This is a genomic window from Burkholderia sp. BCC1047 (assembly GCF_902833155.1).
Taxonomy (GTDB): Bacteria; Pseudomonadota; Gammaproteobacteria; order Burkholderiales; family Burkholderiaceae; genus Burkholderia; species Burkholderia sola.
In genome coordinates, this window is sequence record NZ_CADFEH010000036.1 from 21,200 (window position 1) to 35,285 (window position 14,086).

Consider the following 14,086-nt stretch of genomic DNA (forward strand, 5'->3'; position numbering starts at 1 on the left):
GGACCGCGAATCGCGTTCGCGGCGGCGCCGGCTCGATGGCTCAGCGTTTTTTTAGCGGCAGCGGCACCACGCTTTTTACATCGCGCAGCCCGGCCGGTTCGGGCGGCAGGTAGCCCCAGTCGCCCTGCGATGCGGACGCGTCGGCCTCTGCGTCGTCGGTGCCGCCGTGTCGCTTGTCAGGCTGCTGTGGGGTGTCCGACCGCGAACGATCGTCGCGCTCGCCCCCTTGTTGCGACGACTGCTGCGACGGCGGCGGCCCCGCATGGCGCCGATGCCGCAGCACGGCTTCGGCCACGCGTGCCACATGCGACACCGTCACCGCGTCGGCCTGCTCCAGCGCGGCCAGCGCACGCGCGGCGCGCAGCATCACGAGATCGGCGCGCAACCCGTCGACGGCCGCATCGATGCACAGCGCGCTGACGCACGCATGGACCGTATCGTCGAAATCCAGCGCCGACAGCCGCGCGCGCGCCGCGTGAATCCGGCCCGCGAGTTCCCGCTGGGCAGCCGCGTGACGCGTACGAAACGCATCCGGATCGAGATCGAACGCAAGACGCGCCTTCACGATCCGCTCGCGCTGGGCGGCGTCGAAGCAATTCTCCAGTTCGACCATCAGCCCGAAGCGGTCGAGCAGTTGCGGACGCAACTCGCCCTCCTCGGGATTCATCGTGCCGACCAGCACGAAGCGCGCGTCGTGCGCGTGCGACACGCCATCGCGCTCGACGATGTTCACGCCGCTCGCGGCGACGTCGAGCAGCGTATCGACGAGCCCGTCGGCGAGCAGGTTCACTTCGTCGACATACAGCACGCCGAGATGCGCGCGAGCCAGCAGGCCCGGCCGGAAGCGCACGCCGTTTTCGGCAAGCGCATGCGCGAGATCGAGCGTGCCCGTCACCTGCTCGTCGCTCGCCGACAGCGGCAGCGTGACGAACTGCCCTTCCGGCAGCAGCTCCGCGAGGCCGCGCGCGGCCGTCGATTTCGCGGTGCCGCGCGGGCCGCTGACGAGCACGCCGCCGAGCGACGGGTCGATCGCGGCGAGCAGCAGCGCCTGCTGCAACGCGTCCTGCGCGACGAGTGCCGCAAACGGAAAAACCGCGCGGGCGCGGTGCGTCGTCGGATCGGTCATCGCCGTCCTCCTTCCTGACGTTGTTCGCTGGCGAGCCAGATCGCCTCGATCCGCTCGCGATAAAGGCCCGGCTGCTGCCACAGCCCGCGCTGCATCGCTTCGACGAAGCGCTCGCAGATGCCGTGCAGCGCCTTCGGGTTGTGCCGTTCGAGAAACGCGCGGGTGGCGTCGTCGAACAGGTACGCGTCGGCGACGAGCGCGTACTGGTGATCGGACAGCACGCGTGCGGTCGCGTCATAGCCGTACAGGTAGTCGACGGTCGCGGCGAGTTCGGCCGCGCCCTTGTAACCGTGACGCTTTACGCCGTCGAGCCATTTCGGGTTCACGACGCGCGAGCGGATCACGCGTGCGATTTCCTCGCGCAGCGTGCGCATCTTCGGCGCGACCGGGTTCGCATGGTCGCCGTGATAGATACTCGGCTGCTGCCCGGACAGGTGCCGCACCGCCGCCGTCATTCCACCCTGGAATTGGTAGTAGTCGTTCGAATCGAGGATGTCGTGCTCGCGGCTGTCCTGGTTCTGCACGACGACGTCGATCGTCGCGAGCCGCTCGCCGAACACGTCGGGCGCCGCGTCGCCCGCGCTGTTCTGCGCGTATGCATGGCCGCCCCATTGGCGGTAGGCATCCGCGAGATCGGCGTCGGTCTGCCAGCGGCGCTGGTCGATCAGGTCCTGCAGGCCCGCGCCGTAGCTGCCCGGCCGCGCGCCGAACACGCGCCAGCCGGCGCGGCGCCGCGCGTCGTCGGGCGCCACGCCCTGCGCGATCCACTTCTCGCGTTCGCGCTCGATGCGCGCGCGGATCGGGTTCAGTTCCTCGGGCTCGTCGAGTGCGGCAACCGCCTGCACGGCCGCGTCGAACAGGTGCATCAGGTTCGGGAACGCGTCGCGGAAGAAGCCCGACACGCGCAGCGTCACGTCGATGCGCGGCCGATCGAAGATCTCGATCGGCAGGATCTCGAAGTCGGTCACGCGATGGCTGCCGTGCGCCCATTTCGGGCGCACGCCGATCAGCGCGAACGCCTGCGCGATATCGTCGCCGCCGGTGCGCATCGTGGCCGTGCCCCAGACCGACAGGCCGATTGCGCGCGGATAGTCGCCGTGATCCTGCAGATGGCGCTCGATCAGTTGCTGTGCGGATTTCAGGCCGAGCGACCACGCGGCCTGCGTCGGCACCGCACGCGTATCGACCGAGTAGAAGTTGCGGCCCGTGGGCAGCACGTCGGGACGGCCGCGCGACGGCGAACCGCTCGGCCCCGGCGGCACGAAGCGGCCGTCGAGCCCGCGCAGCAACTGCCGCATTTCCTCGCCGCCGCACGCGTCGAGCGCAGGCAACAGCGTCGAGCGCACGCGTTCGAGCACCGCGAGCGTATGCGGCCATTCGCCGGGCGGCGGAATGTCGAGGCCGGAATCCTCCGAAGCGGTTCCGCATACGACGTTCAGCCAATGCTGCGCGAGCCGTTCGAGCCGCTCGCGCGTATCGCCCGCATGCCGCCACGGCGACGCATCGAGCGTTTGCAGCACGGCCGGCCGCGGCCCGGTCCACGGTGCGGCCCAGTCGGCCGCGAGCGGATCGAATGCGTCGCCAAGCGCGAGATCGCGCGCGAGCGCGCCGATTAACCCGGCCCGTCCACCCTTGCCGTCGCCGATCGGGAAGCGTGCGAGCGCGAGCAACGTGTCGCGCCGCTGGCGCTCGACCGGCGATGCGCCGAACACGTGCAGCCCGTCGCGAATCTGCGCTTCCTTCAATTCGCACAGCCATGCATCGACGCGCGTGAGCAGCGCATCCTCGTCGCCCGCATCGCGCGGCGGCGACACGCTCAGTTCGTCGTGCAGACGATGTTCGGCGATCGTCGCGAGAATCGTCTTGCGCAGCAGCTTCGCGCGCCGCGCATCGACCATCAGCGCTTCGTAGTATTCGTCGACCTGCCGTTCGAGATCCTGCAGCGGGCCGTAATTTTCCGCGCGCGTGAGCGGCGGCATCAGGTGATCGACGATCACCGCCTGCGCGCGGCGCTTCGCCTGGCTGCCCTCGCCCGGATCGTTGACGATGAACGGATACAGGTGCGGCAGCGGCCCGAGCGTCAGGTCGGGCCAGCACGCGTCGGACAGCGCGATGCTCTTGCCCGGCAGCCATTCGAGGTTGCCGTGCTTGCCGAGATGGATGACCGCGTCGACGCGATACGCATCGCGCAGCCAGAAATAGAACGCGAGATACGCGTGCGGCGGCACGAGATCCGCATCGTGGTAGCTCGCGTAGTCGTTGTCGTCGCGCGAGCGCGACGGCTGGATGCCGACGAACACGTTGCCCGCGCGCCAGCCGGCGATCGTGAAGCGCTGCTGCCGCAGCGTCGGGTCCGCTTCGGGCGGCCCCCAGCGTTCGTTCAGCGCGTCGCGCACGGCCGCCGGCAGTCGCGCGAAGCGCGCGACGTAGTCGGCCAGCGCGTAACTCTGAAACGCGGGACGCAGCGTGCGCACGGCGGGATCGTTGGTCACGCCTTCGGTGAGTCGCGCGATCAGCGCATCACCGTCGGGCGGCAGGTCGGCCACCGTGTGGCCTGCATCGTGCAGCGCCGCGAGCACGCGCAGCGCGGATGCCGGCGTGTCGAGCCCGACGCCGTTGCCGATCCGTCCTTCGCTTTGCGGATAGTTCGCGAGAATCAGCGCGATGCGCTTGTCTGCGTTATCCAGCGTGCGCAGCCGGCACCAGCCGCGCGCGAGCGCCGCGACGAACGCGATCCGCTCCGCATCCGGCTGGTAGCGCACGACGTCGACTTCAGTGTGCGGGCAACGATACGCGAGCCCCTTGAAGCTGACCGCGCGCGTGACGATGCGCCCATCGACTTCGGGCAGCGCGACATGCATCGCGATGTCGCGGGCGTGTAGCCCCTGGTTGTCGGCCACCCACGCGTCGCGATTGCCGCCGGACAGGATCACCTGCAGCACCGGCGCGTCGCCGGCCAGCACGTCGGGCTCGGCGCTGTCGATCGCGCCGGCCGCGAACGCGGTGGTGTTGAGTACAAGCGCGACGTCGTGCGTATCGCAGAGCTGCGTGATGACCTCGCGGCTCACCGCGTCCTTCAGCGACGTCACCGCGATCGGCAGCGGATTCAATCCTTCGTCGATCAATGCATCGGCCAGCGCGTCGAACACGGCCGTGTTCGCGGCCTGCCAGTGCGCACGATAGAACAGGATCGCGACGACCGGCGCGCCCGGCGTCCAGCGCGGCCGCCAGTCGTCGACGCTCGCGCGGTCGCGCGCCGGGTGATACAGCGCGGCGGCCGGCAGCGGGCGCGGCGGTTCGGGCTCGTCGCCGAACCCGAGCGTGTGAAACGCGATACTGCGCAGCAGCGCGTCGGCGTTGTGCACGCCGCCTTCGCGCAGATAGCGCCACCACAGCCGGCACAGCTCGGCCTCGACCGTGCTCTTCGCGACGAGGTTCGGGTCCTCCTGCAGGTCGCCCGAGAACATCGCGAGCTGCTGCCCGCGCTTCGACGCGAGCGACACGGCCTGCTCGATCCCGTACGGCCAGTACGCTTCGCCGCCGAGATGATCGATCACGACCGTCTTCGCGTGACGCAGCACGTCGTCGACATAGAAATCGACCGACGCAGGCTGCCGCAGGAACGTGACGTTCGCGAGCCGCACGCTCGGGAACCCGGCCGGCAAGTGCGGCACGACGCTCGCGAGCAGCGACAGCGTCGTGTCGGCCGAACTCAGGATCACGATGTCGGCCGGCTGCTGGTCGATCCGGACGACGCCCTGCGTATCGTCGACGAAGCCGCCCGGCGTGGTGCGCAACAGATGCATCGTGCGTTACGCCTGTTGCGGCTCGGCCGCGCACGCGGCGTCGAACGCGCGTTGCAGCACGGCGGCGTCGAGATCCTCGCCGATCAGCACGAAGCGGCTCGCGCGCGTTTCGCCGTCCTGCCAGCGGCGGTCGAAATAGCTGTCGAAACGGCGGCCGACGCCCTGGATCACGAGCCGCATCGGCGCGCCGGGCAGCGCGGCGAAACCTTTCGCGCGATAGATCGTGTGCGCTTCGACCACCCGCTGCAATGCGGCGATCGTCGCTTCGCGCGTGCCGGCGTCGCCCGATACCACGACCGAATCGAAATCGTCGTGATGATGATCGTGATCGCCGTCGTCGGCCGAGCCGTGATGGTCGTGCCGCAGATGGATCGTGTCCTCCGACGCCGATTCGAGGCCGAGCAGCATCGCGAGATCGAGCTCGCCGCGCGTCGCACGCACGATCTTCACCTGCGGCGGGATTTCTTCGCGGATCGCGGTTTCGATCTGCGCGAACTCGGCGTCGCCGACGAGGTCGGCCTTGTTCACGATCACGAGATCGGCGGACGACAGTTGATCGGCGAACAGTTCGTGCAGCGGCGATTCGTGGTCGAGGTTCGGATCGGCGCGGCGCTGCGCATCGACGGCCTGCGGGTTTTCCGCGAACTGGCCGCTCGCGGCGGCCGGCCCGTCGACGACGGTCACGACCGCGTCGACCGTGAAGCTGTTGCGGATCGTCGGCCAGTTGAACGCCTGCACGAGCGGCTTCGGCAGCGCGAGGCCCGACGTCTCGATCAGCACGTGGTCGATGTCCGCGCGGCGCTCGACGAGCGCTTCCATCACCGGATAGAACTCTTCCTGCACGGTGCAGCACAGGCAGCCGTTCGCGAGTTCGTACAGCTGGCCCGACGCTTCGCCCTGCGCGCCGTCGGCATCGTCGCAGCCGATGCCGCAGCCCTTGAGGATTTCGCCGTCGATGCCGAGCTCGCCGAATTCGTTGACGATCACCGCGATGCGGCGGCCTTCGGCGTGCTGCAGGATGTGGCGCATCAGCGTCGTCTTGCCGCTGCCGAGAAAGCCCGTGACGATCGTGACGGGCAGCTTGCGTAGGGTCATGGTAGGTCCGGTGTCGAAGAGGGAATCAGGACGGGATCGTCGCGTCGGGGGCGGCGCGGCCATTCAGCGGGCGGTGCGCGGGAAGCTCGCCGCGTGATCCGCGCGGACAGTCGCACGGCGGGCGGAACAACGAATCGGACATGGTGCTTCCTTGCGAACGGTCGACATCGTGAATGCCAACACGGCTGCGGCCGGCCTCGCCTGCGCCGCCTGCCGTTCGCCCTGCCGGCCCGGGCGCGTTCGCGCGGAGGCAGATCGGAGGAGACAGCGGGAAACACCGGGCGTCGGGCCTGCTGCGGCCGTGGACGATGCGCCGCCTCCCCGCGGCGCTGAACCCCAACGTTTAGGCCGGTATCCGGGCTGACGAACACGCCGCTTCGCCTTCCCGGATGCGCGGCATCCAGTGGCGGTCGTCCGCATGCGCATGGCATGCGGCGAAGCGGCGCTGCGTGGCGCTTGCGCGCGACGCGTTCGCTTACCGTTGCGGGGGCAGCACAGGTTGGCTCGACTGCGGCGCAGGCAGGCTCCCTGTTTCCCGTTTAACTGCGCGCGCCGGAGCGGCGTGCGCGAGCACCAAAACGCGTGCGAGTGTAGGCGGCGGGGCCGGGAGCGTCAAGGCGAGCGGCCCTCAGCGAACGCGAATGATTGTCGTTTTCAACTGATCGAGATAAACTTCACCCGATAACAACACCAGCAACCGCGCAACGGCAATGTGAGGCAATCACTCAGTCATCCTTAAATTTTCATGTCGAAACGACATATCTCCGGGCGGCGCTTTCCTGCGCTGGCCCTGTCGCTGTGCTCGCTCGCCGGCGTGGCCTCCTTCCCTGCCCCGGCCGCCGAGTTCGACGACGAACTGCCCGCGCTCGAGGTGCGCAGCCGCCGTCATCCGAACGATCCGCGCGCCGAAAGCGTGAGCACGGCAACCCGCACCGCGAGCGATCCGCGCGACGTCCCGCAAACCATCGACAGCGTCGCGGTCGACGAAACGCTGTCCTACGGCGGCCGCACGCTGGCCGACGCGCTGGCCGGCGTACCGGGCGTGTCCAATACGTCGGATACGCGCTTCGATTCGTTCCGCATTCGCGGCTTTTCGGCCGCGGGCGACCTGCTGCTCGACGGTATGCGCGACGATGCGCAATACGTGCGCAGTCTCGGCAACATCGAACGCGTCGAAGTGCTGAAGGGGCCGGCGGCGGCGCTGTACGGGCGCGGCAGCGGCGGCGGCGTCATCAACCGGATCACCAAGCAGCCGTTGCCGGAAAACTTCGGCCATCTGTCGGCGGCGACCGGCAGTTATGGACGGCTCGGCGCATCGGTCGATCTCAACCGGATGCTGTCGAGCGCATGGAGCGTGCGGCTCAATGCCGCGCGCGAACACGCCGGCAGCTTCCGCGACCACGTCGACGGCACGCGCCAGACCGTCGCGCCGTCGATCAAATGGCGGGACGCGCGGCGCAGCTGGCTGCTGCAGTTCGAATACGACGCGTACCGACGCGTGCCCGATCGCGGCATGCCGGCGCCGGTCGCCGCGCTCGACGCGGCCGGCAAACCCGTTGCGTACTCGCTGCCGTCCGAGCGGCGCGCGACCTTCTTCGGCGCGGCGGGACGCGACACCATCCGCGACCAGAACATGAACTGGCGCTCGGTCTTCACGCACGCGCTCGGCGGCGACTGGGAACTGCGTCATACGCTGGGCGTGCTGGATTTGCGCAGCACCTTCGACAATACCTACGTCACGCAAAGCTACGTCACGAAGCCGCGCGACTACCGGCGCGTGCAACGGGCGCGCTACCTGCAGGACATGACGCATCTGAACGTGCAGACCGGCGTCGAACTGGGCGGCAAGGTCGCGACCGGACCGGCGCTGCATCATCTGCTGTTCGGCATCGAATACGGCTGGCAGAAACGCAGCCCGACGCTCTGGCAGGCCGACGCGACGCCGGTCCCGATCAGCGGGCCGGATCGTTTCGCTCTGGCCGGTTCGGCGCCGCGCCCGTATGCGATGAACCGTCATCGCGTGAGCGACTACGCGATCTTCGCGCAGGACCGCATCGACCTCGGTCGAGCGTGGAAGTTGCTCGGCGGCCTGCGCGGCGAACGTTTCGACGTCGATTCGACCAACGTGCTGAACGATCTGCATTCGCGGCGCACGACGACGGCATGGAGCCCGCGGCTCGGCGTCGTGTGGTCGCCGGTCCGCGCGCACAGCGTGTATGCGTCGTACAGCAAGAGCTTCGCGCCGGTCGGCGGCGACCTGATCGGCATCACGCCGGACGCGCGCGGCAACGCCAACGATCTCGGCCCGCAATACAACCGCCAATACGAGATCGGCGTGAAAAGCGACTGGCGCGGCGGCGCGCTCACCACGACCCTCGCACTGTTTCAGCTCGATCTGTACAACCGCCGCGTCGCCGACCCGGTTCGGCCGGGCTTTTTCGACCTCACCGGCCTCGAACGCAATCGCGGCCTGGAACTGGGCGTCGCCGGCCGGCTCACGGGCGACTGGTTCGTCCGCGGCGGCATCGGCTGGCAACACGCGCGGGTGGTCGACGCCGAGCCGAAGTACGCGGGCAAGCGGTCGGCGGGCGTGTCCGGGGCGAACGGCAGCCTGTTCGTCAGCCATGCGCCGCTGCGCGGATTTTTCGCCGAACTCGGGCTGGTGTACGAAGGTGCGCGTTACGCCGATCGCGACAACCTGCTCGAACTGCCCGCCTACGTTCGCTGGGACGGCAAGGCCGGCTATCGCACGCGCGACTTCGAAGTCACGCTGGCGGCCGTCAACCTGACCGATCGCGACTATTACGCGAATGCGACGGGCCTCGCGCAGATCATGCCCGGTGCGCCACGCACGTTCACGCTGACGGCGGCGTACAAGTTCTGACCGCGCGGGCCGCGCCGACGCCCCGCGCAGCCGGTCGTCCGGGGCTTGCACGCCGCAAGCCCTGTGCTATCGTATGCGCCGCGTTCGGTGCTCGCATGCGCATTCCGCGCATGCAGTTAAACGGGAAACAGGAGGCGGACATCCGCCTGGCCTGTGCTGTCCCCGCAACGGTACGCCGCCCGCGCAACGCGCTTTCCCGCGCGTGCGCCCAGGCCGCCCGCGATGCCACTGCCCTTCGACGGGCGGGAAGGCTGCGGCCTGGCAAGCGGCCAGCCCGGATACCGGCCGACGCAAGGGGCGAGCGCGATGCTCGCCGAACGCCCGATCCGCGGGGAACGGATGGGGTGCGCATTCCACCCGCGTTCGCGCGGGTTTCGCCCGATCCGACATGCACTGCCTGCCCGCCGGCCGCCGATGCGCCGCCCGCCTTCCCTGTTCCACTGTTTCGACACGGTGCGCGCCGTGCCGCGCGCGATGAGCCGCGCGTGGCTGATCGGCGCCGGCCCCGGCGACGCCGACCTGCTGACGCTCAGGGCCGTGCGCGCGATCGGCGCGGCCGACGTGCTGCTCGTCGACGATCTCGTGAACCCCGACGTGCTGCGCCATGCGCGCGCCGATGCGCTGATCGAGCACGTCGGCAAGCGTGGCGGCCATGCGTCGACGCCGCAGGCGGCGATCGTGGCCGCGATGCTCGCGCACCTGCGCGCGGGCCGCAGCGTCGCGCGGCTCAAGGGCGGCGATCCGTTCGTGTTCGGCCGCGGCGGCGAGGAGTTGATCGCGCTCGGTGCGGCGGGTTGTCCGGTGGAAGTCGTCAACGGGATCACCGCGGGCATCGCCGCGCCGGCCGCGCTCGGCATCCCGGTCACGCACCGCGGCGACGCGCAAGGCGTGATCTTCGTCACGGGCCACGGCGCGGGGGCCGACGAGCCCGACTGGCGCGCACTCGCGGCCACCCGCATGACGATCGTGATCTACATGGGCATCCGCCGGCTCGACGCGATTGCCGCGGCGCTGCGCGACGGCGGGTTGCCCGGCGACACGCCGTGCGCGGCGATCGAGAACGCGACGCGCCCCGAACAGCGCCACGTGCTCGCGACGCTCGATACGCTCGTCGAGCGCATCGCGGAAACCGGTATCGGCTCGCCGGCGATCGTCGTGATCGGCCGCGTCGCGGCGCTCGCCGACGATCCGGCGGTGCGTGCGGCGCTCGGCGGCCGCGCATGATGCGCGTCGCGCTTGGCGTCGGCTTCCGCGCGGGCGTCACGGCCGCGCAACTCGATGCCGCGATCCGCGCCGCGCTCGCGTGCTACCCGGCCGCCGAACCCGCGCTCGTCGCGACGCTCGCCGACAAGGCGCGCGCCCGTGCGCTGCACACGCTGTGCGCGCGCCGCGGCTGGCCGCTCGTCGCGTTCGACGCGGCGCAACTCGCGAGCCGCCCGGAACTGGCCGCGAGCGGTCCGTCCGGCGCCGCGCTCGCCCGCTTCGGCATCGCGGGCGTAGCCGAGCCGTGCGCGCAGCTGGCCGCGCCGCACGGCCGGCTGCTCGGCCCCAAATCCATCCGGGACGGCGTGACGGTCGCGCTCGCCGGCCCGCTCTGAACCCATTGTTTCGCTTTCGACAGGACGACTCCCGATGAAGACCGATTCCGAATCCCATCAGCGGATGGCCGAACGCCGCCGCGCCGGCCATGAAAAGAAACAGGCCGCCGCCACCCAGGAAAAGGGCCTGCTGATCGTCCACACCGGCAACGGCAAGGGCAAGAGCACGGCCGCGTTCGGGATGGCCGTGCGCGTGCTCGGCCACGGGATGCGGCTCGGTGTCGTGCAGTTCATCAAGGGCGCGCTGCATACGTCCGAGCGCGACTTCCTCGGCGCGGTCGCGGAATGCGATTTCGTGACGATGGGCGACGGCTATACGTGGAACACGCAGAACCGCGACGCCGACATCGCGACCGCGCGCAAGGGCTGGGACGAGGCGCGCCGGATGATCGAAAGCGGCGATTACCGGATGGTGATCCTCGACGAGCTGAACACCGTGCTGAAGTACGAATACCTGCCGCTCGACGAAGTGCTCGCGACGCTCACGGCGCGTCCGGAGTCGGTGCACGTCGTCGTCACCGGGCGGCACGCGCCCGATGCGCTGATCGATGCGGCCGATCTCGTCACCGAAATGCGGCTCGTCAAGCATCCGTACAAGGAGCAAGGCGTGAAGGCGCAGCGCGGCGTGGAGTTCTGAGCATGCCGGCCTGCCCCGCGCTGTTCGTCAGCGCGCCCGCGTCCGGACAGGGCAAGACCTCGGTGACGGCCGGCCTCGCGCGGCTGCACCGCCGGCTCGGCCGTCGCGTGCGCGTGTTCAAGACCGGGCCGGATTTTCTCGATCCGATGCTGCTCGAACGCGCGAGCGGCGCACCCGTGCACGCGCTCGACCTCGGGATGGTCGGCGAGGCCGGTTGCCGCGCGCTGCTCGCCGACGCCGCGCGCGGCGCGGACCTGATCCTGATCGAAGGCGTGATGGGATTGTTCGACGGCACGCCGAGCAGCGCCGATCTCGCGGTCGCGTTCGGCGTGCCGGTCGTCGCGGTGATTTCGGCGAAGTCGATGGCGCAGACGTTCGCGGCGATCGCGTTCGGGCTCGCGCGGTTCCGCCCCGAGGTGCCGTTTCACGGCGTGCTGGCGAACCGCGTCGGATCGGCACGGCATGCGGAATTGCTGCAACAGGCGTTGCCCGACGACCTGCGCTGGCTCGGGCACGTGCCGGCCGATGCGGGCATCGCGTTGCCGGAGCGGCATCTCGGGCTGCATCAGCCGGCCGATATCGACGATCTCGATGCACGGCTCGAGCGCGCGGCCGATGTGCTCGCGCAAACCGCGCTCGCCGAGTTGCCGCCGGCCGTCACGTTCGCGGAGCCGGACGTGGCCGCGCCGCTGCCGCGCGCGCTGGCCGGCAAGCGGATCGCGGTCGCGCGCGATGCGGCGTTTTCGTTCATCTATCCGGCCAATCTCGCGTTGCTGGATACGCTCGGTGCCGAGCCGCGGTTCTTCTCGCCGCTCGCCGACGAACCCGTGCCCGACGATTGCGATGCATTGTTTTTGCCGGGCGGCTATCCGGAACTGCACGCGGCGACGCTTGCCGGGAATGCCCTGACCGCACGGACGATTCGCGCGCATGCGGCAGCCGGCCGGCCGATCGTCGCGGAATGCGGGGGGATGGTGTACCTGTGCGAATCGCTGACCGACGTGGACGGCTCGACGACGCCGATGCTCGGCCTGCTGCCGGGGCATGCGACGATGCAGCGCCGGTTCGCCGCGCTCGGCATGCAGCAGCTCGATACGCGCACCGGGCCGATGCGCGGCCATACGTTTCATTATTCGCGGCTGGATACGGCGCTGGCGCCGGTCGCGACCGCCGCCCGGCCCGATGGCGAGGCCGGCAGCGGCGAAGCCGTTTATCGCGCCGGCGCGATCGTCGCGACGTACATGCACATGTACTGGCCGTCGAATCCGGATGCGGTCGTGGCGCTGTTCAGCGGGGAAGCATTCGAGACATGAACGGCCGGCCTTCGGCGGTACGACGCCAACGATCTTCAGGATTCTGGGAAGGAATCGCGTGACCAGGCGTGACCGGCCTTGACCGCAACGCGTTGCGCCCGCATGCGAGCCAGGAAGGTTTCTCCGTCGAACGTCTTGGGATGACCGGAGGCCTCCCCGGCGTCCAGCGCGTCATGCAACGCGCGCACCTGTGCGTTGGATGATTCGGGCGGCCGCAATCTCGCTCGCATGGTGTCGCGATCGAAACATCGCTCCGACAGCCCGTCGGCGCCGACGTACTCGACAATGTGATCGTCTGGAGAAACAGGCGCCTTTCTCGACATGGTTCACTTCGTTTAGTTTGAGCACGATGGGCATATACCAAGGCAAGGTACATGCCGTCTGTCATGGCTGGGAGCGGATCGTGAACGCCCGGCCCCGACCTCGCGCCGCATCCTCCATCACACCAGAAACGCCTCGGTCAGCTTCACCCAGTACGACGCACCGGTCGGCAACGCCGCGTCGTTGAAGTCATAGCCGGGGTTGTGCACCATGCAACCGCCCTTCCCGTCGCCGTTGCCGATGATCAGGTAGCAACCCGGCCGTTTCTCGAGCAGGAACGCGAAATCCTCGCTGCCGGTGAGCGGCACCATCCCGTCGATCAGATTGGCTTCGCCGACCCATTCGCGTGCGACGCCGCGCGCGAACGCCGTCATCTCCGCATCGTTCACGAGCACCGGATAGCGGCGCTGGTAGTCGATCGTCGCGGTCGCGCCGAACACGGCCGCCTGCGCATGGACGACCTCCTTGATGCGCGTTTCGAGCAGGTCGCGCACGTCGGGCTTCAGCGCGCGCACCGACAGGCGCATCTGCGCGCGATCGGGAATCACGTTCGGCGCGTCGCCCGCGTGGATCGCGCCGACCGTGATGATCGCCATGTCGAGCGGCGACACGTTGCGCGACACGATCGTGTGCAGCGCGAGCACGATCTCCGCGCACACGACGACCGGATCGATCGCCCGGTGCGGCACCGCGCCGTGGCCGCCGCGGCCCTGCACGTCGATGACGACGGTATCCGACGACGCCATGAACGGCCCCGGCAGGAAACCGAACTTGCCGGTCGGGAAGCCCGGCATGTTGTGCATCGCGAAGATCGCGTCACACGGAAATTGCTCGAACAGCCCTTCGTCGAGCATCTTCTTCGCACCGCCGAGCCCTTCCTCGGCCGGCTGGAAAATCAGGTTCAGCGTGCCCGAGAAGCGGCGTTCGCGCGCGAGGTGCTTCGCGGCCGCGAGCAGCATCGCCGTGTGGCCGTCGTGGCCGCACGCGTGCATCTTGCCGGGGATCGTGCTCTGGTACGGCAGGCCCGTTGCCTCGTGGATCGGCAGCGCGTCCATGTCGGCGCGCAGGCCGAGGCGCCGCTGACCGTCGCCCATTTTCAACTGCGCGACGACGCCGGTGCCGCCGAGCCCGCGATGCACGGCGTAGCCCCACGACTGCAACTGCTCGGCGACGAGGTCGCTCGTCGCGAATTCCTCGAAACCCAGTTCGGGATGAGCATGGATGCGGTGCCGGATCTCGATCATTTCGTCGGCGAGGGCTGCGGGGATCACGCTGTGCGTCACGGTGTCGTCTCCTGTTGTCCAGT

At 69.4% G+C, this 14,086-nt stretch carries 10 protein-coding genes and 2 riboswitches; of the genes, 5 read left to right on the top strand and 5 right to left on the bottom strand.

Annotation, left to right across the window (positions count from 1 at the left end; translation table 11 throughout):
• Window positions 1–40 precede the first annotated feature (40 nt).
• From HWX55_RS29040 to cobW, 3 genes are read right to left on the bottom strand one after another with little or no spacing between them, the layout of a single operon-like run.
• Window positions 41–1,126 carry an ATP-binding protein gene (locus HWX55_RS29040; protein WP_175978235.1) on the bottom strand — a complete coding sequence of 362 codons (1,086 nt, stop codon included), beginning with the start codon at window positions 1,124–1,126 and terminating at the stop codon, window positions 41–43.
• On the bottom strand, window positions 1,123–4,932 hold the full coding sequence (gene cobN, locus HWX55_RS29045; protein WP_175978236.1) for a cobaltochelatase subunit CobN: 3,810 nt from the start codon (window positions 4,930–4,932) through the stop codon (window positions 1,123–1,125). Before cobN ends, HWX55_RS29040 begins: the two co-directional genes overlap by 4 nt.
• A gap of 6 nt (window positions 4,933–4,938) precedes the next feature.
• Window positions 4,939–6,027 (bottom strand): cobalamin biosynthesis protein CobW, encoded by a 1,089-nt coding sequence (gene cobW, locus HWX55_RS29050; protein ID WP_175978237.1) that lies wholly within the window; start codon window positions 6,025–6,027, stop codon window positions 4,939–4,941.
• A gap of 328 nt (window positions 6,028–6,355) precedes the next feature.
• A riboswitch (cobalamin riboswitch) is annotated at window positions 6,356–6,620 on the bottom strand.
• Between the two features lie 152 nt (window positions 6,621–6,772).
• On the opposite strand from cobW, the gene HWX55_RS29055 reads away from it, so the two are divergent.
• From HWX55_RS29055 to HWX55_RS29075, 5 genes are all read left to right on the top strand, one after another.
• Window positions 6,773–8,911 (top strand): TonB-dependent siderophore receptor, encoded by a 2,139-nt coding sequence (locus HWX55_RS29055; RefSeq protein ID WP_175978238.1) that lies wholly within the window; start codon window positions 6,773–6,775, stop codon window positions 8,909–8,911.
• A 68-nt stretch (window positions 8,912–8,979) separates the two neighbouring features.
• Window positions 8,980–9,216, top strand: a riboswitch (cobalamin riboswitch).
• A 109-nt stretch (window positions 9,217–9,325) separates the two neighbouring features.
• Entirely contained in the window at window positions 9,326–10,135 is an 810-nt protein-coding gene (gene cobA, locus HWX55_RS29060; RefSeq protein ID WP_244140673.1) for a uroporphyrinogen-III C-methyltransferase, read from the top strand.
• Window positions 10,132–10,509 carry a cobalamin biosynthesis protein gene (locus tag HWX55_RS29065; RefSeq protein WP_175978239.1) on the top strand — a complete coding sequence of 126 codons (378 nt, stop codon included), beginning with the start codon at window positions 10,132–10,134 and terminating at the stop codon, window positions 10,507–10,509. The genes cobA and HWX55_RS29065 overlap by 4 nt, the downstream gene beginning before the upstream one ends.
• 34 nt (window positions 10,510–10,543) lie before the next feature.
• Window positions 10,544–11,146, top strand: a complete 603-nt coding sequence (cobO, locus tag HWX55_RS29070; RefSeq protein WP_050012624.1) for a cob(I)yrinic acid a,c-diamide adenosyltransferase — start codon at window positions 10,544–10,546, stop codon at window positions 11,144–11,146.
• A gap of 2 nt (window positions 11,147–11,148) precedes the next feature.
• A complete protein-coding gene (locus HWX55_RS29075) occupies window positions 11,149–12,459 on the top strand; it encodes a cobyrinate a,c-diamide synthase (RefSeq protein WP_175978240.1) in 1,311 nt (436 codons plus the stop codon).
• Between the two features lie 35 nt (window positions 12,460–12,494).
• On the opposite strand, the gene HWX55_RS29080 is transcribed toward HWX55_RS29075, so the two are convergent.
• Both HWX55_RS29080 and HWX55_RS29085 read right to left on the bottom strand, forming a co-directional pair.
• Window positions 12,495–12,782 carry a type II toxin-antitoxin system ParD family antitoxin gene (locus HWX55_RS29080; RefSeq protein WP_175978241.1) on the bottom strand — a complete coding sequence of 96 codons (288 nt, stop codon included), beginning with the start codon at window positions 12,780–12,782 and terminating at the stop codon, window positions 12,495–12,497.
• 117 nt (window positions 12,783–12,899) lie between these two features.
• A complete protein-coding gene (locus HWX55_RS29085; RefSeq protein ID WP_175978242.1) occupies window positions 12,900–14,063 on the bottom strand; it encodes a M20 aminoacylase family protein in 1,164 nt (387 codons plus the stop codon).
• Between the last annotated feature and the right edge of the window lie 23 nt (window positions 14,064–14,086).